The sequence below is a fragment of the Pelagibacterium lentulum genome (assembly GCF_003992625.1).
Lineage (GTDB): Bacteria > Pseudomonadota > Alphaproteobacteria > Rhizobiales > Devosiaceae > Pelagibacterium > Pelagibacterium lentulum.
In genome coordinates this window covers 1-22,351 of the sequence record NZ_RZMW01000030.1, presented here as the reverse complement: position 1 = coordinate 22,351, position 22,351 = coordinate 1, and the positions used below count along the sequence as shown (strand labels likewise).

The window sequence follows — 22,351 nt, the reverse complement described above, 5'->3', positions numbered from 1 at the left end:
GCGCCTAACAGCGAGCAGAAGAAATGACTGAACGGCTTTCGTCGCAGGATGCAGTCGTTGACTGGATTCTCCAGCACGTAGGACGCGATTTGCGTGTGGCAATGCCGCTTGGGCTGGGCAAGCCGGTCGAACTTGTCAATGCGCTGGTCGAACGCGCTTCTAACGACTCATCGATCCGTCTGCACATTTTTGCCGCGCTGACGCTTGAGCGGCCCAAACCTTCCTCGGATATGGAAGAGCGTTTCCTTGGTCCCGCACTGGACCGATTGTTTGGCAAATACCCGCAGATCGAGTATGCGCGGCTGATGCACGAGGGCAAGCTGCCCGACAATATCCGGGTCACCGAATTTTTCCTGCAGGCCGCGAACTGGCTTAGGGTTCCCGCCATGCAGCACAGCTATGTTTCGGCCAACTACACCCATGCGCTCGACCTTCTACTGTCCCACGAGCCCAATGTGATCCTGCATCTTGTTGCTGGACAGGATGATCGACTGAGTCTCTCGTGCAACACCGATATTACAGCGGACCTGATCAGGTTGCGCGGGGAAGGCAAAACCGAATTCAAACTGATCGCGCAGGTTCACCCTGACCTGCCGTTCATGGCCGGGACCGGCGAGGTCGATCCGGCTGAATGCGCTGTTGTGCTCGACTCCGTCCCAAGCCATGATCTGTTTTCGGTGGTCAAGCGCCCGGTGGGCCTGCCCGAACACGCAATCGGGCTACATGTCTCGCGGCTGATCAAGGATGGCGGGACCTTGCAGATCGGAATCGGAGAGATCGGGGATGCGGTGGCCCATGCGCTGCTCTTGCGCGAGCGCGAGACAATCGCCCCGATCTGGGACGATTGTCCATTCCCGCGCAGCGACAGTTTTTCGGAAGCCGACCAGTTCCAAACCGGGCTGTATGGGGTCACCGAGATGCTGGTCGATGGCCTGCTGGCGCTGTTCGAAAATGGCATTGTCAAGCGCGAGGTGGACGGTGCGGCCATCCATGCGGGGTTCTTTCTCGACAGCCGTGCTTTTTATGAGCGGCTCAACGCCCTTCCGGAGAGCGAACGCGCACGGATTGCAATGGTGCCGGTTTCCTTCACCAATGCGCTTTATGGCGATGAACAGGCAAAGCGAGTTGCGCGGCGCGATGCACGCTTCGTCAATGCGGCCATGATGGTGACGCTGCTGGGTGCGGCGGTTTCCGACGGCACCGACGACGGGCAGGTGGTCAGCGGAGTGGGTGGACAGTTCAATTTCGTCGAGCAGGCGTTCGCGCTTGAAGACGGCCGTGCAATCATCACGCTTTCGGCCACCCGCGAAAGCAAGGGGAACGTGCAATCCAACATCGTCTGGTCATACGGACACGTCACGATCCCGCGCCACATGCGCGATATCGTGGTGACCGAATACGGCATTGCCGATCTGCGCGGCAAAAGCGATGCGGACACGATTGCCGCGCTTCTGGAAATCGCCGACAGCCGGTTTCAAAGCGATCTGGAAGCCGAAGCGAAAAAGGCCGGCAAGCTGTCCGAATACTATCGACTGCCCGATACTGCCCGCAACAACACGCCTGAAGTGCTTGAACGTTGGCTTGCGCCTCATCGGCAAGTCAGGTTGCCGGACTATCCGTTCAGTACCGATTTCACCGACATCGAGCAATATCTGATCCCCCCGCTTGGCGAATTGCGGATCGCCAGCGCGCATCGCTCCGCGCTTTTCAAGCTGGTGCTCGCCGGAATGAATGGCCAGCCCGCCGCCCGCGAGAAAGAGGCACTGGAGCGCATGGATCTGGTAGCGCCAAAAGATATCAAGACGCGCGTGACCGCACTGGCCCTGAAAGGGGCTTTGCGCAAGAGCGAACAGGGCTGAATGACGCCTACCTGACCGCACGGTATTGAACTGGCGGACGTTTGGGGTGAAAACACGAACCGGGTTTTCTCAACGGGCAAGCATACCTTTCCATGAATTCCGATCTCGGTTTTGTCCTGATGCTGCTCGGTGCGGCAATCGTGATGTTCATCGTCGGGCGCCCGCGCATGGATGGGGTGGCGCTGCTGGTGATCGTCATCCTGCCTTTAAGCGGCATCGTGAGCATCGAAGAGACGCTGACCGGGTTTGCCGATCCCAATATCATTCTGATCGCAGCATTGTTCGTGATTGGGGAAGGGCTGGTCCGCACCGGGGTTGCCCAGCGGATGGGCGACTGGCTGGCGGCCACTGCCGGGCAAAGCGAAGCGCGGATGATCGTGCTGCTGATGATCATCGTGGCAGGAGTCGGGTCGGTAATGAGTTCGACCGGGGTTGTTGCGATCTTCATCCCCATAGTCTTGCGGATTGCGGCGCGCAGCGGGACCAATCCGGGTCGGCTGATGATGCCGCTCTCCATCGCCGCGCTGATTTCGGGCATGATGACGTTGGTGGCGACCGCGCCCAATCTGGTGGTGCACGGTGAACTCGAGCGACGTGGTTTCGAGGGGTTTGGATTTTTCAGCTTTACAGCGTTCGGCATTCCCATGCTGGTGCTTGCCGTTGTGTACATGCTGTTTGCCCGACGGTTCCTGACATCAGAGAAAGCCGCCGATGTGCCCAACGGGCCGCAATTTTCCACATGGATCGATCAGTACGCGCTGGCGGGGCGCGAACATCGGCTGCAAATCCGGCCCGGATCGCCAATGATCGGGCAAAGCCTTGGTGAACTTGACCTACGCTCGAGCGAAGGGCTGACGATTCTGGCCATTGAGCGCCGCCAGCGCTTGGGGCGCCAGCTTGTCCAGCCACGGGCCGATAAGCGACTGGCATCGGGCGACATTTTGCTGATCGATTATTTCGGTCCCCAAGGCGATGTCGGGGACATCGTGAGGCGCTTCGGGCTGCGCGACCTGCCGCTTTCGGGCGCTTATTACACCGACTATGCTCAGGAGATCGGCATGGCCGAGGTCATGGTGCCCGCCGGGTCCGATCTGATCGGCAAGTCGCTGGTGGAAAGCCAGTTTCGCACGCATCACGATCTTTCGGTGATCGGGGTCAAACGCGGCCGGGATGCGATATCTGACAGTCTTGGCCATGTCGAGCTGGCACTGGGCGATACATTGCTGGTGGTTGGTCCCTGGAAGGCAGTAACGCGCCTTCAGGGCGATTTCAACCATCTGATCGTGCTGGATCTTCCGCGCGAAAGTACGGAGGTGTTGCCCGCGCCTGACCGCGCGCCCTTTGCCCTTGCGGCGCTTGCGCTGATGATCGTAATGATGGTGACGGGTATCGTGCCCAATCTCACCGCCGCGCTGATCGCATGCCTGATGATGGGGCTGTTCGGCTGTGTGGATTTCAAGAGCGCCTATCGGGCCATCCATTGGCAATCGCTGGTGCTGATTGTCGGCATGCTGCCCTTCTCGATTGCCCTACAGCGCACCGGGGGCGTGGACATCGCGGCCCAGGCGCTGCTCGATACCGCCGGGGCGGCTGGCCCGCATCTGATCCTTGCGAGCATATTTGTCGTGACCGCAGGGCTTGGACTGTTTGTCTCCAACACCGCAACCGCGGTTCTTATGGCGCCGGTGGCGCTTGGGGTCGCCGACGCGCTGGGCGCTTCGCCGTATCCGTTTGCGATGACGGTTGCGTTGGCTGCATCGGCGGCGTTCATGACCCCGGTGTCCTCGCCGGTCAACACGCTGGTGGTGGGGCCGGGGCGCTATCGTTTTATCGACTTCGTCAAGATTGGCACGCCGCTGGCCTTGATCGCGCTGTGTGTGTGCGTGGTGATGGTGCCCATTATTTTGCCGTTCTGAGGGTATCAACGCAGCTGCAACATGTGGAGCGTCCAAGATGGGGTCGGATGCCAAGCGTCAGTTTTACCCAATTCCTCGCCTATACCGGTCAGTTCGGTATCGGCTCCTTATAGGCCCTGGGATCAGCATGCCGGGATCATGGGCAGAGCTGAGCACTATGCCAAGGCTACACCCTCGGTAGTCAGCGTTCCACCGGTGTGGAGAAAACATCGGCGTGAAGATTGCGTGACTCCAGACCGGCGGCAGCTAGCACAAGCATCGTTGCCTTGACCATTGGTGGGGGGCCGGAAACATAGGCTTTCCAATCTTGGAGACGATCCAGGTCCTCGGCAATCGCGGCACTGACGATGCCGGTGCGAAAGTGCTCCGATGGTTGTTCTGACAGAACGGGCATAAACCTGAGGTTTGGGTGCCTATCGGTCAGCAACTGGAACCGATCCAGCATGTAGAGGTCACGCTCAGCGCGCGCACCGAAATATACATGGATCGGTTGCTCCATGCCCAATTCCAGGGCGGTGGACACGATCGAGTGGATGGGCGCAAGTCCCGAGCCCCCGGCAACCGCAAGGATCGGACCGGAATGATCCTGGCGCAAATGGGAAGTCCCGAAGGGACCTTCGAGCGTCAGAGAGTCATCCGGGTTCAACTTCGAATGAATGAAACTGGATGTCTTGCCATCGGGAACATGGCGAATATGGAACTCAAGTTCGTTCTGATCAGGGCAGTTGGCCATTGAATAGTCGCGTGCAGGAAGGCCACCCAACGAGATCCGGGCATGCTGGCCGGCAGAAAAACTGAAAGGCTGGCCACCGAGGTCGAGCCGGATGCGAACGATATCGTGGGTCAGCGCCTCGATGGCCGAAACGCGGCATTGCAGTTTTCGGTTGGGATGATCGGGCTTATCAAGCCATTCCACGCTTACCGGTCCTTGCGGTACCGCGCAGCAGGCCAGAATCTGCCCGTCGGCCTTCTCTTCCCTCGAAAGTGCAAATTCGGTGTGATCGAGAAGCAAAACCTTACCTTCGATCAGGCGCGACTTGCATTGGCCACATTGCCCGGAACGGCAACAGTGCGGAAAGGGGACACCCTTTGCCAAAGCCCCCGCAAGGATCGTCTGGCCGGGTTCCAGTTCGATGATCTGTCCGGCTTGGGGCAAATGAACCAACGGGCTTTGCATTGGTGCGCTGGCAATTGGCTCACTGCAACCGACCTGTCCAAGCCTGACTTCGATGTCCGGTTTCTGACCTTCGAAGGGGCCGGACGTGAACCATTCACCGTTGACCGTTATTGGCGCAATCTGGTCGCCATACTGCGCCTGGACCTGTTTCATAACCATTGGGTCAGACAGATCGTGCTCGTTGTAGGCCACGCCTTGCCAGGCAAGCCATTGGGTGAGTGCCCGGAAATCCGGGCACTCGGACGAGAAAGTGTAAATGGTCAACATGAGATTCTGCCTTCTTAAGGGGTGTGACGACGGAGCCATGCATTCCTTGCCCATCTCCGTTCAGAATTTTCCATTCGTGAACGACGGTAGGGTTTCCAGCCATGGGAAGGTCAACAAGCTGTGCAGGATTTTCTTGCGCTTGACCTTCCAGCGACAGGAAGCCCTAGAAACGGTGCATGAGTTCGCAACACAGGAGGTTCTCATGCAATTGCGGATCGCAAACATGACGTGCGACGGCTGTGCCGGTAGCGTCACAAAAGTAATCCAGTCGGTCGATCCTTCGGCGAAAGTGACAGCCGATCCCGGCACACGAAATGTCGAGATCTTATCGGATCTGCCGAGCAGCCTGTTTGCGGCCAGTCTGGAGCAGGCCGGATATCCGGTGACTTCTGCAACCTGATCTACGTTATTGGATTTCTGGAGAAAATCATGAAAAAGCTCACCCCGACTTTTATAGGCGCTGCTTTCATCGTAGCCGCTGGTCTTTCGTTCGCTCAGGCCCAAACAGGCGATGCAGGACACGATGCTCACGCCGGTCATGACCCTCATGCAGCCCATATGTCGTCAGGACTGTCGGACGATCCGGTGATTCGTGCCTATCAGGAGGCCAACGACCGGATGCATGCGGACATGGCGATTGAATTCACCGGCGATGCGGATGTTGATTTCATGCGCGGCATGATCCCGCACCATCAGGGCGCCATCGACATGGCCAACGTCGTTCTTGAGTATGGCAGCGATCCGGACGTTCGCGCGCTGGCCGAGGAGGTCATTGCCGCACAGGAAGCGGAAATCACGATGATGCGCGACTGGCTCGCAGAACGCGGCTATTGATCGGCAAAGAGGGCCGAGCCCAATCCACACTTTCGACGCGCAACGCCGGCAGCCGCTTTTGGTTTTCCATGAGCGGCTGTCGATCTGCATCGTATCAGGAGATGGCCAATGAGCAGCAACGCTCGAACATCGCACAAATCTGCCGAACTTTTCAGAATGGTAATGCCCGAGCATATCTGTCCTTACGGGACCAAGTCCAAATGGCTGCTTGAGCAGCGAGGATACACGGTGGTTGACCACCATCTGACAACTCGGGAGCAGACCGACGCTTTCAAGGCCAAGCACGGTGTCGACACCACGCCGCAGGCCTTTATCGAGGGCGAACGGGTTGGTGGCTATGATGAATTGCGTGAGCACTTCGGCAAAAGGGTGCTGCGCAAGGGTGATACGACCTATCGCCCTGTCATCGCCATTTTCTCGGTTGCGCTGCTGATTGGGCTCTCGGTTTCATGGGCTGCGCTGGGGACCATAGACCCGATCCGTGCCGCCGAATGGTTCATCGCGTCAGCAATGGTATTGCTGGGGCTGCAAAAGCTGCGCGATATCGAGAGCTTCTCGACCATGTTTCTCAACTATGACCTTCTGGCCCGCAAATGGGTGCCTTATGGTTACATCTACCCCTATGCGGAAACGCTGGCCGGACTTCTGATGCTGGCTGGCGCCCTGATGTGGCTCTCGGTGCCTCTTGCGCTATTTATCGGCACTTTAGGTGCTGTTTCGGTATTCAAGGCGGTCTATATCGACAAGCGCGAACTCAAATGCGCCTGCGTCGGTGGGGACAGCAACGTGCCGCTGGGCTTCGTCTCGCTGACCGAAAACCTGATGATGATCCTGATGGCGGTCTGGATGCTCGCCAAGCCCCTGATTGTTGTCGGCACGCACTGACCCGCAGCGGAACCGGCAGCTTTCAAGAAGCAATAGATCTTCACGTGGGACCTTGAATAGTGTCTGCTGCAGAATGTCGGCTTTCTCCGTTTCTTCGCCAAAACCGGACCGTCAGGTACCGGCCCCAACTTGCCAGGCAGCAACGAGCCCCCGACCCGGCCATTTGGGGGCACTGGCAAGTATTAACATGTCAGATCGTCGCGTTCGACTTTGACAAGGGCCCCTCAACCTGACAGCGCCCTGGGAAGCGGCGTGTCGCTGAGTTTGCTTCCAGCTTCGATCAGGACGCGGCGATACTCTTCATAATTGCTCTGTGCGTCTTCTTTCGGGGCTACGATGCAGACTGTTGCCACGCACACGCCGCGATGATCGGTGACTGGGGCGGCGAAGCAATGGGTGAAGGTATCGACAATGCTGTCGAAAGAGAAAAATCCCTCGCTGGACGCCTTGCGTATTTCCGCAATGAAGCTTTGCGGTGAAAGGGTGCTGCCGTCCGGCAGAATGAAATCATCGGGCGGGATCAGATCGATGATCTCGGTATCACTCATATGGCCAAGAAGCAGACGTCCCGACGCCGTCCAGGGAATCGGTGTCCTCTCCCCGACATTGGCGCTGATCCGAAATGGGCGGCTACCTTCACGCAGCTTGGCGACGGTGTATTTTTCACCGTCGAGCATGCAGAACTGTGACGTTTCCTTGGTGCGTTCAGTGACAGCGTCCAGCACACGCGTTGCCGCCTGGATCATGTCGGCCTGCTCCTGGTAGGCGATGCCGAGAAAATACAGTCGCCTTCCGAGGTAGACCTGTCCATCCGGCCCAACCGGTTCGATCATGCCATGTTCGGAAAGTACCGAAATCAGATCGTAGATCGTGGATTTGGGTGCGCCTAGTGCCAAGGCGATTTCCGCCGGGCGTTGGGGGACACGGGCCGCGCGCAGATAATCGAGAATGTCGAACGCGCGATCGATGCCGCGTGCTCTCTGCCGCCCAGTTTCGTCCTTCACGAACCCCTCCTTATGGCCGGGGACTTTTCGGACCCCTCGTCTTTACTTGCGCCGATAGGCGATACAGTCAACCTCTACCTTGCAGTCCACAACCATCGCGGATTGCACGCAGGCTCGGGCAGGGGGATGCTCTCCGAAATAGCGCTCGAACACCCCGTTAAAGCTCCAGAAATCGCGCGGATCGTCAAGCCATACACCGACGCGTACGATGTCCTCCGGACCGTACCCGGCATCAGCCGCGATCTTGAGCATGTTCTCGATTGCGATTTCCGATTGCTCGACTATGCCACGGCCGACGACCTCGCCATCGCGCATGGGAGTCTGGCCCGAAACATAAAGCCATCCGTCGGCTTCAGTCGCCTTGGCAAAGGGGAGTGCCTTTTGTCCATTGCCTTTGGCCTGGCCTACGCCATGTCGGGTAATCGTCATAAATAATCTCCTGGAATTAGTCTGAGTCGGCCAGAAAGGCGACAAGTCGATCTGACTGGGGCGCGCCGAATATCTGTTCGGGCGGGCCTTGTTCATGGATGCGTCCGTGATGCATGAAGACCACTTTGGTGGAGACATCGCGGGCAAACCGCATTTCGTGGGTGACCAGCAGCATGGTCATGCCGTCAGAGGCGAGGTCGCGCACTACGGCAAGCACCTCCTTGACCAGCTCAGGATCGAGCGCGGAGGTCACTTCATCGAACAGCATAAGCTCGGGGTTCATCGCGATGGCGCGGGCAATGGCAACGCGTTGTTGCTGGCCGCCTGACAATTGACCGGGATAGTGGTCCTTGCGCTCTCGCATGCCGACGCGCTCGAGCCAGGTCTCGGCAATGGATATGGCTTCGTCCCTACTGAACTTCTTGGTCTTGATGAGACCAAGGGTTACGTTTTTGAGCGCGGTCATGTGAGGGAACAGATTGAACTGCTGGAAAGCCATGCCAGTCATGGCGCGCTGGCGGGCAATCTCGCGTTCGGGCAGGCGGCGGCGTTGGCCATTTTCGGTGAGGTAGCCGATCTGCTTGCCACTGATCTCGATTGTGCCACCCTCGAAGTCCTCAAGCATGTTGACGCATCGCAGTAACGTCGTTTTTCCTGATCCGGACGAGCCGATCAGGGAGACGACGTCGCCCTTTTCCATGTCGAGGTCGATGCCCTTGAGCACTTCGAGATCGCCAAAGCTCTTGTGGAGGCCGGAAATTTTAAGAACAGGGGACATTGCCGGTCCTTTCACGGAATTGCTACGCGACGCTCGAGGGCCCGTCCGGCCTGCTCGATCAGGAAGTTGAGAACGAAGTAGATTACGCCGACGAACAGATAGAGTTCGAGGCTGAGATAGGTGCGCGAGATGATCTGCTGTGTGGCAAGGAGCAGCTCGGTGACGCCGATGATCGAGAGCAAGGTGGAGGCCTTGACGATTTCGGTTGCCGTGTTGACCCAGGTGGGCAACATCTGGCGGAGCGCCTGGGGCAGTAACACCGACAAAAAGGTCTGGCTGAAGGTCAACCCGATCGATTTGGCCGCCTCGGTCTGACCTCGGGGGATGGCGTTCAGCGCGCCACGCACGATTTCGCCCACATGGGAGGAGCAGAACAGGGTGAGTGCAAGCACGCCTGCCTGAAAGGCGGAAAGATTCCAGCCGAAAACCGAAAGCATGTAATAAGCCGCGAGGATCAGCACAAAGACCGGCGTACCGCGCAGAAAATCGGTGTAAATTCGCACAAAGAAGCGTGAGATCATCCCGCCATAGGTCAGGACCAGGCCAACACCGATTCCGAGGATCGAGCCAAGGGCAATCGCGGTCAGCGATATCAGCAGGGTGTTTTCAAGCCCTGCGAGAAGGCTCATCCGTGCATTCCAGATGCTTGTCAGCATTTGCGTGAAATTCATGGTCGTTACCCTCAGCGCGGAAGCGCGATTCTGGTTTCAAGACGGCGGAGGAGATTGGCAATCAGGTAGCAGGTGAACACGTAGATGAGCGAGGTCACCATCCAGGTCTCGATCACCCGGAACGTCTCGACGTTGATCTTGCGGGCGTAAAAGGTCAGTTCGGGCACCGCAATCGCTGCGGCCAGCGATGTGTCCTTGAACAGGGAAATGAAATTGTTCGAGAGCGATGGCAGAACGTTGCGCATCATGACCGGCACGATGATGTAAGCCTTGATCTGGGTTTCAGTGAGCCCGATCGAAAGCCCGCCCTCGCGCAGACCCTTGGGGATGGCAAGCAACCCGCCTCTGAACACTTCAGCCAGATAGGCCCCGGCATAAATCGCTAGCGTGAAGATAAAGGACTGGATCTTGTCGAGCGCAAACCCGAGCTGGGGCAGGGCAAAATAGGTAAAGAGGATCAGCACCAGAATGGGTGTGTTTCGTATGGCTGAAACATATCCAAGTGCGAGCCAGCGCAAAGGCCGGTGCCGAGAGACCATTCCGAAGGCAGAGATCAAACCCAACACGCAGCCGATGGCGATGGAGACGACCGCCAGGAAAAGGCCAAGGGCCAATCCCGATGCGAGTAAATCCCAATCGCGCCAGACGACGTTGAAGTTGAAGTTGTAGTTCACGATCCTACCCCCGGAATGGTCCGATTGCGGTTATTTGAATTCTACGGGAAACCCGATCTGCGGCGACTCAAGCTCGGCACCGAACCACTGCTTGAAGCTTTCCGCGTAGAATGGGAACTCGACCCCGGTCATGCCTTCACGCAGAACGGTGTTGACGAAGTTCAGCCAACGCTGATCGCCGGGCTGGACGGCACACGAATAGGTCTGCGGGTTCCAGCCATAGCCTGCGTCGACATAGCGGTCGGGATTTTGAACCATGAGCCAACGCAGAGCGGACTGGTCGGTCGCGGCCGCCTGTGCTCGGTTTGAGTTGAGCGCCTGATACATCAGATCGACGCTGTCATACTGATCCACACTCGCCTCAGGCAGGGCGGCGTGAACCATCTCTTCTGCATAGACGTTCTGGAGCACCGCCACAGTGATATCCGAGCCAGCCTCCTGCAGCGCTGCATAATCAGCATATTGCCCGTTGGCCATGAGCAAAAGGCCTACGCCTTCGCGGTAATAGGGGACCGTGAACTCAACCTGTTGGGCGCGCTCGGCGGTGACGGTCATGAACTGGCATGTCAGATCGACCCGGTCCGTTGCCAGGTTCGGGATGCGGGCATCGCCCGACTGCTGCACAAATTCAATCGCTTCGGTATCGCCAAACAGCGCTTTGGCGACAAGTCGTCCCATATCGACGTCAAAGCCAACGAGTTCGTTTTGCTCGTCGACAAAGTGCCAGGGTGGGTTGGTCGAGCCGGTGCCAAACACCAGATAGCCGCGCTCAAGTACTTCTTGAAGTTTGTCCGAGGTCTGGGCCTGGGCCGGTGCGCTGAGCGAAGCCGCCAGGACGGCGGTGAGCGTCGCCAGTTTGAAAATTGTCATCTCATCTCTCCTTTGAAACGGGACATTCCCCTGCAATCAATAAATCCGTTATAGCGGAATGAAGTCTGTTGTTGCGGATCAAGCGTAAGCGTGTTGTATTAGGCGAGTCAATAGGTGCATTTTTCTGCGCGCCGAGATTTGCCTGTGTAGAGAGGTTCCCGCATGGACACTCCGTGCCTGATGATCGATGTTGGCGTTGCCGAGCGAAACATCGCGCGTTTCCAGGTGCTGGCAGAGAAAGCGGGGTTGGCTACGCGTCCTCATGTCAAGACGCACAAGATGCCTTACTTCGCCCACTTGCAATGCAAAGCCGGTGCGATCGGTATCACCTGTCAGAAGATCGGGGAGGCCGAAATCATGGCCGATGCCGGAATTGGCGATATCCTGATTACCTACAATATTGTTGGCGAGGAGAAGCTGAAGCGTCTGGTCGCGTTGGCCAAGCGATGCCGCCTCTCTGTGACCTGCGATAGTCTCTCCGTCGCCGAAGGACTGTCGCAACGGTTCGCCCAGGCGAGCATGCCGCTGACGGTGCTTGTCGAATGTGACACAGGTGCGGGGCGCTGCGGGGTGCGGACCCCGCAAGAGGCGGCCGCTTTAGCGGCGGCAATTGCCGACCTTCCCGGTTTGACCTTTGGCGGGCTGATGACTTATCCCCCAATGGTTGGCGCCGATCGGGTCGATGGCTGGCTGCGGGCGGCGGTTGATCAGTTGGGTGAAGTGGGTCTGCCGGTGCCGGTCGTTTCGACAGGGGGTACGCCAAATCTTGACGAGCTGGGTGCCTTCTCAAGCGCTACCGAGCATCGCGCCGGCACTTACATTTTCAACGACCGCTCGTTGATCGCGCGCGGTGCCTGCTCGGTTTCCGACTGTGCTGCGGTCGTTGTCGCAACGGTGGTCTCACGTCCCGCTCCAGGTCGGGCGATAATCGATGCGGGATCGAAAGCGTTGAGTTCCGATACGCTCGGGCTCGAGGGGTTCGGACTGATCCGGGAAGCACCCGATGCCCAGATCGTTGCGTTGTCGGAAGAGCATGGCATCCTTGATATTTCAGCTTCTCAGTGGGATCCCCGGATCGGCGAACGCATAACGATTGTCCCCAACCATGTGTGCGTCGTGGTAAACCTAATAGGTGAGGCTTATCTGCGCCACGCGGATGGCAGGATCGAGTTGATGCCAGTCGCGGCTAAACAGCAAATACGATAACTTCTGGATGTGGTGCAATGCGTCGTCAGGTTTGGCGCGCTTGATGCACAAGACCGCAGAAAGGCAGCTTATAAGGGTTCTCTGCAAAACCCGACAGACAGCTTTCGGCCCCATACCTGCCCAAACCAATTTACCTCGATCCAGCCCAATGTGGGACCTTATCGATCAAAATTCCGCCAGGTCGGCTATACCGCGAACTCAGACATACATACGCGACTCAGCCCAGCGGTTCATCATGTCAGGGCGCCCGCATATCCCGGCGCAAATGCGATTTGATTTCGCATTTGAAGAAGTAGAACAAAGTTGCACTGTCAATCGTGACACCGGAACAGCGCAGAGCGTTAACGCCGAGGTCACAGGGCCTCGTAGGTCCGTTTTGCCGATAATGGCAGAGTAATTCGACATGCCACCGGGTGCGTCAAAGCCGTTTCCGCACCTTCTCTAGCGAATGCGACCGCTTGCCAGGGGCGTTATCGCAGATTCTCAACAAATCCCGGGCTTTCCGATGCCCAAATCCGACACGCAATCGGTAGACTTTGCCCTCGTCCGGCAAATGCTGCGGGCAGGGGAGGAGCACCGCACCGGTATCGATCGGGCGCTGTTGCCAGCGCGTTTGACCAAGGCGATGAAACAATATCGCACGCAATTGTCACAAGTCGTTCCACCCCGCCAGGCAGCGCGTGGATCGGAACCTCCGGCGATCTCACGGCAGGAACCATATGTGTGAAGCTCTGGCGCCCGAGCACCTTGATCTCCCCGATTTCTAGATCGGTTCAGTTCTTCTTTGAATCGCTGAACCGATCTAACCCTCTGTTTCCTCGCAAGTCTTAACGGAAAACCGGTTCTCACTTTTCCTGACTTGCTCTAAGGGACGACACGGATAGTATGGGCGGTGGATGCCACTGTTACAGCCACTCACATTCCGACGCATATTGCGATATAGAGGGCAAAAAGGCCTTGAGGAAAGCCTGGTCGACGGACGTTGCGTTGCCATTTACAATCTGCCCTACATTGCTGACAGAAACCACAATGGGACCCTCTCATCATACTCAAAGCGTCCAAAACGCCGGCCACATGGCGAACCGCGCGTTGCAATATTGGCCGCCATGGGATGGTGCCCCCTCGCGTGGTGTAGGCCGGTTTGGGCCGCCAAGCATTTCCCAGCCTGCCAGGGGCGGCAGGCTGATGAGGGGATCATCGCTCATCTGGCTCATGGTCTCAAGTGTCATATAGCGGGCGCGCTGGACAGCCCACCATCGTTCGTTTCGAGCAGCAACGCGCCCGCGAGACGCACGATGAGCAAGTAGTGTGCTCCCGAAGCGTTGTCGGATCTTTGCGATTCTTGTTCCGCCTCATACCCATGGGCGAGATGCTGCGGTGAGACACCGTCCAGTTCGGCAATAGCATCGTGATCTTGCTCGTGCTCGATGGTGTGGATGAGTGGATTGCCCTCAGGACAGATCAGCAGGTAGCCGTGGAACCAGAGGTTGAGGAAGCCATCCGGCTCAGGGAAATAGGGCTCGGCAATCCAGAGGCAGGGACAAGCCGTTGGATGGGTCATCTTGTGAAAATGTTCCAAGCCAGAGAAAAATACACTTACCGTCACCGAGATCTCGCGGCGCAGTGGGCTGACTTCAAGGAAGAAGGTAGCACCGCTGCGTTGTTTCACGCAGCACTGACCAGAATCCGATTGACACTCGATGTTCAATTAATTAATCAAGTTAATTAATGAACGGCAACTGAAACGCCGGGGAGGACACTCGTGCGCAAGAATGGCGGGCAACTGCTGGCTCTGCTTCGTGACAACGGAGCAATGTCGCGTGCTGACCTTGCGCGTGCGATCGGAGTATCGGCACCGGCACTTACGAAAATCGCAAGCTCGCAACTCGAACGCGGTCTGATCGCAGAGGCCGATAGCAGTTCGTCGTCTGGTTTGGGGCGGCCGGGGACGTTGATTAACCTCAGGCCGTCTTCCTGCTATGTCGTTGGAGCGAATGTTGGTGCCGGGCGCGTCGGTGTCGTGCTCGCAGACATGATGCTGAACGTGGTCGCGCGCAAGAGCTTTACTTTCGATTTCGATGCGGTTGGCGTCGATGAAATTATTGCCAAGACCGCGAAAGCCATAAATGCGCTGATCGATAAGAGCGGTCTACCTCGGCAGGCAATCAAAGGCATGGGAGTAGGCGTTCCGGGCAAAGTGGACCGTGCCGGTCGGTCCAATGTCAGCTCAAAGTTCACGCAGTGGCTGCATGACATCCCCTTTGCAGATCAACTTGAACAGTTGCTCGATCTGCCGGTTGTTCTTGAACACAATGCCACCGCGATGGCCTTGGCAGAGGCGTTTTATGGCGCGGGACGCGGCTACGGCACTGTTTTGCATCTGTATTTGCGGGCAGGGCTTGGTGCCGGACTTGTGCACGCACGCCATGGCGAACTTGTCCATCCCGGGCCAGTAGAAATCGGCCACATTGTTATTGATCCTGATGGGCAACCCTGCCAGTGCGGCGGCAGGGGGTGTGTCGAAACGGTTTTCTCCGAGGCAGCGCTCTTAAGGGCCATGTCGCTTAGCCAAGTGCCCAGCACGGGTCTGATTGCAGCCGCAATGGATTCACCAGATGTTTGGGAACCTGCCTACGCGCGCTTTCTGGAAGCACTTTCCACAACCGTAACGCTGCTCGGTCCTGACCTGATCCTGCTTGGTGGGCATTTAGGCGAAGCCCCTGCAGCGCTACTCGACGCTCTCAATGCTGATTTGCCTAAGCGGCTTATGCCGCAGTTCCGGGGCGTAAGAGTCGCGCGCGCAACCTTGCAACCGGACGCCGGCGCGCTTGGTGCGGCGTGCGTCGGGCTCGAAAAGTTCGTTTTTGAAGGATAAAAGAATGGCCTCTGAGCAATCAGCGTCATCGGCAATGGCGCTAAGGTTCGATCTCAAAAGTATCGGCCTTGGTGTACTGTCCTTTGTCGTGGGAATTTCACTTTGGTGGCTGGCGTCAGCGTCCAATGCCACGCCCTTGCCTGGGCCGATCGAGGTGCTCGAACGCTTTGGGCGTTCAATCGGGACAGGTCAGCTCTGGATAGATATACGCGCTTCTATCGGCCGCGTGCTTGCGGGTTTCCTGTTGGGATCGATCATTGCTGTTCCCGTCGGCTTTCTTATGGGCTGGTATAGGGTGGCGCGTGGTTTGATTGATCCATGGATCCAGTTTTTCCGTGTCATACCGCCACTTGCCATCATTCCGCTTGCGATTGTTACAATGGGGATCGATGAAACACCCAAGATTTTTGTCATCTTCCTTGCTGCATTTCTTTCCGCTGTCGTCGCCACTTATCAGGGTGTTGTGAGCGTCGATAAAACATTCATCAATGCCGCCAGGGTTCTGGGTGCAAAGGACTGGGTGATATTCACCAAGGTGGTCGTGCCAGCATCGACACCATTCATATTGGTTGGCTTTCGAATTGGGCTTGGCTCTGCTTGGGCCACCGTTGTTGCTGCCGAATTGATCGCCGCACAATCCGGACTTGGCTTCCGGATGCAGCAGGGCCAGCTCTACTACGATCTCCCGGTCATCTTTGTGTCCTTGATCACTATTGGTGTGCTGGGTCTCATTATGGATCGCCTGGTCGTTCTGGCCGAACAGAGACTGACAATTTGGCAGGAAAGAGTATGACGATGACCGGCACTCCCAACACCAAGATTGCGTTCAAGAACGTCCGTCGCGTATTTGGGGATGGTCCTTCTGCTTTCGTCGCACTCGACCACTTGAACCTCGATATTTTCGATGGCGAGTTTGTAACCGTTGTCGGTCCATCCGGCTGCGGCAAATCCACGGCGCTCAACATCGTTGCCGGGCTCTTGGGCGTGTCGGCAGGTGAATGCCGCGTTGATGGTGACATCGTAACGGGCCCGGGACCCGATCGCGGCGTTATATTCCAGCAATATGCTCTGTTCCCCTGGCTCACAGTTCGCGAGAACGTGGAGTTTGGTCTCAAGCTTCAAGGCAAGGAAAAGTCCGAGCGCCGCAAGATTGCCGATCATTACATTGCACTTGTCGGGCTGACTGATTTTGCCAACGCCCTTCCGAAGATGCTGTCGGGTGGTATGAAGCAGCGCTGCGCCATTGCACGTGCCTATGCCGTCAACCCCAAAGTCCTTTTGATGGATGAGCCCTTTGGCGCTCTCGACGCTTTGACGCGAGTTAGAATGCAGGACCAGCTCTTGGAGACCTGGTCCAAAGAGCGGCGTACCGTCATGTTCATCACCCATGACGTCGATGAAGCGGTCTATCTGGCCAACCGTGTGATTGTCATGGCAGCACGCCCCGGTCGGCTGCAGGAAATTATCGACGTCAATCTCCCTTATCCCAGGAACGACGAGCTTCGTCTTTCCCCACAATTTGCGGAAATCCGCAACAAGGTCTGGCACGCGGTTTACACGCGCTCGGGCCAGCAACAACCAGCTCTGGAGGAGTGAATATGATGAAGAAACGTACATTGATGAAGATTATGGCTGGGGTGGCACTCAGCTCGGCTGTCGCGCTGCCAGCTATGGCTCAGGATACAACCCAAATCCGCATGGGCTACATCGCGGATTACTTTGGCACATCGATGGTCGCGATAGCGTCCGAGCTTGACCTCTGGTCAAAGCATGGCCTCGATGCGACGCTGAATGTTTTCACAAACGGGCCTATCCAGGTTCAGGCCCTTGGCGCCGGCTCGCTTGATTTCGCCTATATCGGCCCTGGCGCTCTTTGGTTGCCGGCCTCGGGCCAGGCCAAGGTGATCGCGATCAATGCCCTTGGTTATACAGATCGCGTTATTGCACAACCCGGCATCGAGTCCATTGAAGACCTTCGGGGTCGCCGAGTCGCGGTCCCGGAAGGGACATCGGGCGACATGCTTTTGCGCCTGGCGCTAGAGGAAGCCGGCATGACTCTTGATGATATTGAGCCCGTCTTTATGGACCCGAGCACTATTGTTGCTGCCATGTCGTCCGGCCAGGTCGATGCAGCTGGCATCTGGTATCCATTCGTCGAGACAATTCGCCAGCGCGTGCCGGAACTTGGCGAACTGGCAGCCAATGAAGATTTCTTTCCAGAAATCGCGTTTCCCAGTTCATTTATCGTAAGCGATGCGCGGGCCGATGATGAAGAAACAATCCGGAAAGTTAATGCCGTAATCAAGGAGGCGCTGGACTTCCGCTTGGCCAACACCAATGAAGCGGTACAGATAACGGCCGACTTCCTTGGCGTGCCCGCGGAGCCTTTGGCAGTAGAAGCGGTTCAGGCCTATTTGCCGACGAGCCAGGAGCTTGAAGAACTAACTGCCGACGGAACAGTTGCCGGCTGGCTCGATACACTGGCGAACCTTTATGTAGAGTTTGGGCGCATCGAAGATCCTGTGCCCGCAAGTGAGTTTTATCTCGGCGACTTTTATATCGAGTAAGACTGGCCGGTCACGCCGATGCGGGGCCATGCGTGCTCCGCATCGGACCGATCTCACTGTGTTTTCAGAAAGTGCAAGTCGACATTATGACAACTGCCCGTCCCAATATCATTTTCATCATGTCCGACGATCATGCGGCGAACGCGATTTCATGTTACGGATCGGGTCTTAACGCGACGCCAAATATTGATCGTCTTGCCAACGAGGGCATGCGGCTTGACCACTGTTATGTGACAAATTCCATTTGCACCCCAAGCAGGGCCTCTATTCTGACTGGCACATATAACCATGTGAACTGCGTGACCACACTGGCCACGCACATGGACAATCGGTTGCCTCATGTGGCCAAACATCTGCGCGCGTCGGGGTACGAGACAGCAATGTTTGGGAAATGGCATCTGGGTGAGGGTAGCGCACATCAACCCACCGGATTTGAACATTGGTGTGTTTTGCCAGGTCAAGGCGACTATTTTGATCCAATAATGATTGATCGGAACGGGCCAAAAAGTGTGGCGGGCTATGCAACCGACATTATTACCGACCAAAGTGTAGAATTCCTCGATAACCGCGATCGCGATCGTCCGTTTTTCCTTATGTGCCACCACAAGGCACCTCATCGCCCATTTGCGCCTCATCCACGCTATCGTGAGCTTTTTACCAACGAAGATTTACCTGTTCCTCCAACCTATGACGACGATTACTCGGATCGTGCTTTGGCTGCCGAGGCAGCGCGCATGAGGGTGCGTCAGGACATGACCTATGAAGACCTGGGGTTGGTGCAGCCTGAAGGTGGGAGTGAGTGTGGACCAGAACAGCGCAATGAACACGGGGCCATTGACCGAAAGGTTCCAGATCCGGACGATGTTACCCAATTGCGCCTGATTGATCGCGACACAGGGGAAGTCTTTACATTCGAAGATCGACGTCAGCTGCACATGTTTAAGTACCAGCGCTATATCAAACGATATTTGCGCACCATCGCTGGCATCGATGACAATGTAGGTCGGTTGCTCGATTACCTTGATGATAACGAGCTGACCGAAAACACGATCGTGATCTACACATCCGATCAGGGATTCTTCCTTGGTGAACACGGTTGGTTTGACAAGCGTTTCATGTATGAGGAGTCGCTACAAATGCCCTTTCTCATTCGGTATCCAGCCGCGATTGAAGCTGGAACGGTCTCGAAACGCATTGCCACAAATGTCGACTTCGCGCCTACGTTTCTCGACTATGCGCAAACGTCGATCCCAACCTATATGCAGGGAACAAGCTTGCGGCCGTTGCTTGAGCAAACCACCGATGAAACCTGGCAGGACGTTGCCTATCATCGTTACTGGATGCACAAGGATTATTTCCATAATGCCTTTGCGCATTACGGCGTCCGGGACGCACGTTACAAGCTTATCTACTGGTACAATGCTGCTCTCGATCAACCGGGCGCCCATGATGGTGACGAACCACCTGAATGGGAGCTCTTCGATTGTGCAAACGATCCGCACGAGTTGAAAAACGTTGCAGATGATCCGCGATTTTTTGATGTCTTTGCCCAGATGCTCGCTAAGCTCGATACAAAAATGGCAGAGATTGGCGACATTCCAGAACATGACTCAGCCAGTGCGCTAGAAGCGCGCCGAGCTGCGCTTGAAACAGTAGACTGATGTCCAAAACCTGCTGTTTGCCCTCAAGAGGGCAAGGAGATTCTCTTCGGCGCGCAAATGAGCAGCCTGATCCGGGAAGCGGGTCGAGTGAGAGCATCGTACGGCTGCCGGGCGGACGGAGTTTTGTAGGCACCAATTCGCCAGCGATCCCGGCTGACGGCGAAGGGCCAGAACGGGGCATCGTTCTTTCTGCTTTTGGCCTTGAAGCAGTAACCGTGACCAATGCGCGCTTCGCTCAGTTCGTTGAGGCTACTGGCTTTGTTACAGATGCAGAACGTTTCGGCTGGTCGCCGGTCTTTTTGGGCGACGCGGAACACCTTCAAGCAGCAACACGTGTTGGTGCGCAACTGCCGTGGTGGCACAGGATAGAAGAGGCAAGCTGGCGCCATCCGGAAGGTCCTGCGTCGTCAATCGCGGATCGAATGGATCATCCGGTCGTTCAGGTTTCCTGGAATGATGCCAACGCATTTGCGCGTTGGGCAGGGGGTCGGCTACCGTCCGAGGCGGAATGGGAACATGGTGCAAGGGGTGGTGCTGTTCGGAACCGCTTCCCATGGGGAAACGATGAGCCTGATGATGATGCGGCGATCTTTTGCAACATCTGGCAGGGCCAATTTCCCGACATCAATACACAAAAAGACGGCTACCTTCGCACGGCCCCGGCGCGCAGCTATGAGCCCAACGCGCTTGGGTTGTACAATATGGCGGGCAACGTTTGGGAATGGACCCGGGATGCGTTTCGGGTGCGCTCCGTTGCCAAACATGCCAAGGCCCGGAACAGTCAGGCCCTCCAGAACAACGAGAAGGTGCTCAAGGGCGGTTCGTTCCTGTGTCACATTTCCTATTGTTATCGTTATCGCATAGCGGCCCGTATGGGGATGTCGCCCGATAGCGCAGGCTCTAACACAGGGTTCCGCGTTGCTTACGACTTGCCACCGACCGGCGAGACCTGATGCGACGACCACGCTTGTTTTTCCGAATGCGGTATTGTTTGCCGCTTTAATCTGCCGTCCCGTCATGGGGCTGCAGGCATATCAATCCCTTTGCACGCCTTGGCCCCATGCCCATTTACCTGCCCATAGCCGAAATGTCGGTCGACCTGTTTTTCCTTATCGGGATCGGCGCGGCCATCGGCTTTATATCCGGCCTGTTCGGGGTTGGCGGCGGTTTCCTTTTGACGCCGCTGCTGCTGTTCTCCGGTGTTCCTGCACCGGTTGCTGTTGCGTCGGTCACAAGCCAAGTCGTTGCCTCATCGACTTCGGGCGCATTGTCATATCTGCGGCGCGGGGCGATCGATATCAAGCTCGGCGCGTATCTTGTGGCCGGGGGCATTTGCGGTGCCTTTGTCGGCGTCTGGATTTTCGGCATCCTGCGCAGTCTTGGTCAACTCGATCTTTTCATTTCGCTGGGCTACCTGATCTTTCTGGGCGCTATCGGCATTCTGATGATGGCTGAATCGATCCGCTCGCTGCTCAAGTCCCGCAAGGCAGGCCCACCGGCGCCGCGCCATTTGCCCGGCCAGCATTCATGGGTGCAGATTCTGCCCCTGCGGGCCCGGTTCAAGAAATCAAAGCTCTATATTTCCATCATCCCCGTCATGGGGATCGGCTTTTGCATCGGGATCATCGGCGCTTTGCTTGGCATCGGCGGGGGCTTCATCCTCGTACCGGCACTCGTTTACATCCTGCGTGTGCCCGGCACAGTGGTGGTTGGCACTTCGCTTCTGCACCTTATTGCGGTCATGGCCGTCACCTGCGTGCTCCATGCCGTACAAACCCAGTCGGTCGATATTTTGTTGGCCTTCTGCCTGATGATCGGCAGCGTTGCCGGGGCGCAGTTTGGTGCCTCTGCCGGCCAATATCTGCGCGGTGACCAGTTGCGGGCACTGCTCGCGATTATCGTGCTTGGCGTTGCCGCGCGCTTTGCCCTGACGCTGCTGCTTAGCCCGGCCGACCCATTCTCCATGTCGATTATCGGTTTTGGGGAAGTGCTATGAGTTTGTTGCGGGTAATTCTCATCGCGATGGCAACCCTGCTGCTTGCCACGGGGCAGGGCGCAGCTCAGGGCGTGGTCTTTGCCAATTCCGATCCACTGGTCACGATACATTCCAATTTCACCGGCCAGGCCGTGACGCTGTTTGGCAACATCGAGCCCAGCGGTATTGCAGATCCCGCCGCACCTATGGACGTAATCGTTCTGGTGCGTGGGCCAGCATCCGATCGCATTGTGCGCGTGCAGGAGCGCCAGTTCGGTATCATGCTCAACACCGCCTATGCAGTGTATCGGCGACTACCCGGTTATTTCGCCGTCCTCTCCAGCCGCCCGATCGAGGAGATTGTCGAGCCCGAAATTCTTGCCGATCCACGCATGAGTCTTTCCGGTATTGCCAATCAGGCCATGCAGCAAGGCAATGCCGGCCGGTTCACGCCCGAACTGGTGCGTCTGATGAGAAATTCCGGCCTGTTCACCCATAATCCACGCGGGGTGAGCTTTCTTTCACCCACCACATTTGCTGCCCGCGTCGTGTTGCCTGCGGCGGTACCGAACGGCACCTTTGTCGCCCATGCACTTGTCGTTCAGAACGGCGAGATCACGGCCCAGGCCACCAGCCGCTTTATTGTGCGCACCGAAGGGTTCGAGCGCTTTCTGGCCAACGCTGCGCGCAACCACCCATTTCT

Annotated in this window: 22 protein-coding genes and 1 pseudogene; 15 read left to right on the top strand and 8 right to left on the bottom strand. The window is 57.1% G+C overall.

The genetic code is table 11. The features are described from left to right. Positions 1–23 precede the first annotated feature (23 nt). Both EO133_RS08485 and EO133_RS08480 read left to right on the top strand, forming a co-directional pair. Positions 24–1,859, top strand: coding sequence for an acetyl-CoA hydrolase/transferase C-terminal domain-containing protein (locus EO133_RS08485; protein ID WP_127072225.1), 1,836 nt, complete (start codon positions 24–26; stop codon positions 1,857–1,859). 92 nt (positions 1,860–1,951) lie between these two features. Further along, entirely contained in the window at positions 1,952–3,775 is a 1,824-nt protein-coding gene (locus tag EO133_RS08480; protein WP_127072224.1) for an SLC13 family permease, read from the top strand. Positions 3,776–3,956: 181 nt separating this feature from the next. Here the strand turns inward: EO133_RS08480 and EO133_RS08475 are convergent, their stop codons facing one another. Next, positions 3,957–5,219 carry a 2Fe-2S iron-sulfur cluster-binding protein gene (locus EO133_RS08475; RefSeq protein ID WP_308788799.1) on the bottom strand — a complete coding sequence of 421 codons (1,263 nt, stop codon included), beginning with the start codon at positions 5,217–5,219 and terminating at the stop codon, positions 3,957–3,959. Positions 5,220–5,421: 202 nt separating this feature from the next. Between EO133_RS08475 and EO133_RS08470 the strand changes: the two genes are divergently transcribed. The 3 genes from EO133_RS08470 to EO133_RS08460 all read left to right on the top strand — a co-directional run bounded on the left by EO133_RS08470 (position 5,422) and on the right by EO133_RS08460 (position 6,938). Next, positions 5,422–5,619, top strand: coding sequence for a heavy-metal-associated domain-containing protein (locus EO133_RS08470; protein WP_127072223.1), 198 nt, complete (start codon positions 5,422–5,424; stop codon positions 5,617–5,619). A gap of 29 nt (positions 5,620–5,648) precedes the next feature. Continuing rightward, complete coding sequence (copM, locus tag EO133_RS08465; protein WP_127072222.1) at positions 5,649–6,053, top strand: CopM family metallochaperone; 405 nt, start codon at positions 5,649–5,651, stop codon at positions 6,051–6,053. A 108-nt stretch (positions 6,054–6,161) separates the two neighbouring features. Then, positions 6,162–6,938 (top strand): MauE/DoxX family redox-associated membrane protein, encoded by a 777-nt coding sequence (locus tag EO133_RS08460; protein WP_127072221.1) that lies wholly within the window; start codon positions 6,162–6,164, stop codon positions 6,936–6,938. Positions 6,939–7,162: 224 nt separating this feature from the next. Here the strand turns inward: EO133_RS08460 and EO133_RS08455 are convergent, their stop codons facing one another. The 6 genes from EO133_RS08455 to EO133_RS08430 are packed head-to-tail and all read right to left on the bottom strand — an operon-like array spanning position 7,163 to position 11,364. Beyond that, on the bottom strand, positions 7,163–7,942 hold the full coding sequence (locus EO133_RS08455) for an IclR family transcriptional regulator (protein WP_127072220.1): 780 nt from the start codon (positions 7,940–7,942) through the stop codon (positions 7,163–7,165). Positions 7,943–7,984: 42 nt separating this feature from the next. Next, the gene (locus EO133_RS08450; RefSeq protein WP_127072219.1) at positions 7,985–8,371 is read right to left on the bottom strand and encodes a RidA family protein; all 387 of its coding nucleotides are present in this window, start codon (positions 8,369–8,371) and stop codon (positions 7,985–7,987) included. A 16-nt stretch (positions 8,372–8,387) separates the two neighbouring features. Continuing rightward, positions 8,388–9,149: an amino acid ABC transporter ATP-binding protein gene (locus tag EO133_RS08445; protein ID WP_127072218.1), complete on the bottom strand. Its 762-nt coding sequence runs from the start codon at positions 9,147–9,149 to the stop codon at positions 8,388–8,390. 11 nt (positions 9,150–9,160) lie between these two features. Further along, positions 9,161–9,820: an amino acid ABC transporter permease gene (locus tag EO133_RS08440; protein ID WP_127072217.1), complete on the bottom strand. Its 660-nt coding sequence runs from the start codon at positions 9,818–9,820 to the stop codon at positions 9,161–9,163. An 11-nt stretch (positions 9,821–9,831) separates the two neighbouring features. Next, positions 9,832–10,494, bottom strand: a complete 663-nt coding sequence (locus EO133_RS08435; protein ID WP_127072216.1) for an amino acid ABC transporter permease — start codon at positions 10,492–10,494, stop codon at positions 9,832–9,834. A 30-nt stretch (positions 10,495–10,524) separates the two neighbouring features. Next, positions 10,525–11,364 carry a transporter substrate-binding protein gene (locus EO133_RS08430; protein ID WP_127072215.1) on the bottom strand — a complete coding sequence of 280 codons (840 nt, stop codon included), beginning with the start codon at positions 11,362–11,364 and terminating at the stop codon, positions 10,525–10,527. A 162-nt stretch (positions 11,365–11,526) separates the two neighbouring features. Between EO133_RS08430 and EO133_RS08425 the strand changes: the two genes are divergently transcribed. Together EO133_RS08425 and EO133_RS08420 are read left to right on the top strand one after the other, a co-directional pair. Beyond that, a complete protein-coding gene (locus EO133_RS08425) occupies positions 11,527–12,570 on the top strand; it encodes an alanine racemase (RefSeq protein WP_244640887.1) in 1,044 nt (347 codons plus the stop codon). Positions 12,571–13,075: 505 nt separating this feature from the next. Then, on the top strand, positions 13,076–13,297 hold the full coding sequence (locus tag EO133_RS08420) for a hypothetical protein (protein WP_127072214.1): 222 nt from the start codon (positions 13,076–13,078) through the stop codon (positions 13,295–13,297). Positions 13,298–13,736: 439 nt separating this feature from the next. Here the strand turns inward: EO133_RS08420 and EO133_RS08415 are convergent. Continuing rightward, a pseudogene (locus EO133_RS08415) lies at positions 13,737–13,867 on the bottom strand (IS256 family transposase); the annotation flags it as partial. A 465-nt stretch (positions 13,868–14,332) separates the two neighbouring features. Between EO133_RS08415 and EO133_RS08410 the strand changes: the two are divergent. The 8 genes from EO133_RS08410 to EO133_RS08375 form a co-directional block, all read left to right on the top strand. After that, positions 14,333–15,445, top strand: a complete 1,113-nt coding sequence (locus EO133_RS08410) for an ROK family transcriptional regulator (RefSeq protein ID WP_127072213.1) — start codon at positions 14,333–14,335, stop codon at positions 15,443–15,445. Positions 15,446–15,449: 4 nt separating this feature from the next. Beyond that, positions 15,450–16,238, top strand: a complete 789-nt coding sequence (locus EO133_RS08405; protein ID WP_127072212.1) for an ABC transporter permease — start codon at positions 15,450–15,452, stop codon at positions 16,236–16,238. A gap of 2 nt (positions 16,239–16,240) precedes the next feature. Next, on the top strand, positions 16,241–17,041 hold the full coding sequence (locus tag EO133_RS08400) for an ABC transporter ATP-binding protein (RefSeq protein ID WP_127072211.1): 801 nt from the start codon (positions 16,241–16,243) through the stop codon (positions 17,039–17,041). A gap of 5 nt (positions 17,042–17,046) precedes the next feature. Beyond that, positions 17,047–18,012 (top strand): aliphatic sulfonate ABC transporter substrate-binding protein, encoded by a 966-nt coding sequence (locus EO133_RS08395; RefSeq protein WP_371870945.1) that lies wholly within the window; start codon positions 17,047–17,049, stop codon positions 18,010–18,012. Positions 18,013–18,098: 86 nt separating this feature from the next. Then, positions 18,099–19,673 (top strand): sulfatase family protein, encoded by a 1,575-nt coding sequence (locus tag EO133_RS08390; protein ID WP_127072209.1) that lies wholly within the window; start codon positions 18,099–18,101, stop codon positions 19,671–19,673. Between the two features lie 95 nt (positions 19,674–19,768). Next, positions 19,769–20,626 carry a formylglycine-generating enzyme family protein gene (locus EO133_RS08385; protein WP_248297996.1) on the top strand — a complete coding sequence of 286 codons (858 nt, stop codon included), beginning with the start codon at positions 19,769–19,771 and terminating at the stop codon, positions 20,624–20,626. Between the two features lie 107 nt (positions 20,627–20,733). After that, entirely contained in the window at positions 20,734–21,669 is a 936-nt protein-coding gene (locus EO133_RS08380) for a sulfite exporter TauE/SafE family protein (protein ID WP_127072207.1), read from the top strand. Next, positions 21,666–22,351: TIGR02186 family protein (locus EO133_RS08375; protein WP_127072206.1), on the top strand; the 686-nt coding region annotated here is incomplete at its 3' end. The genes EO133_RS08380 and EO133_RS08375, both read left to right, overlap by 4 nt.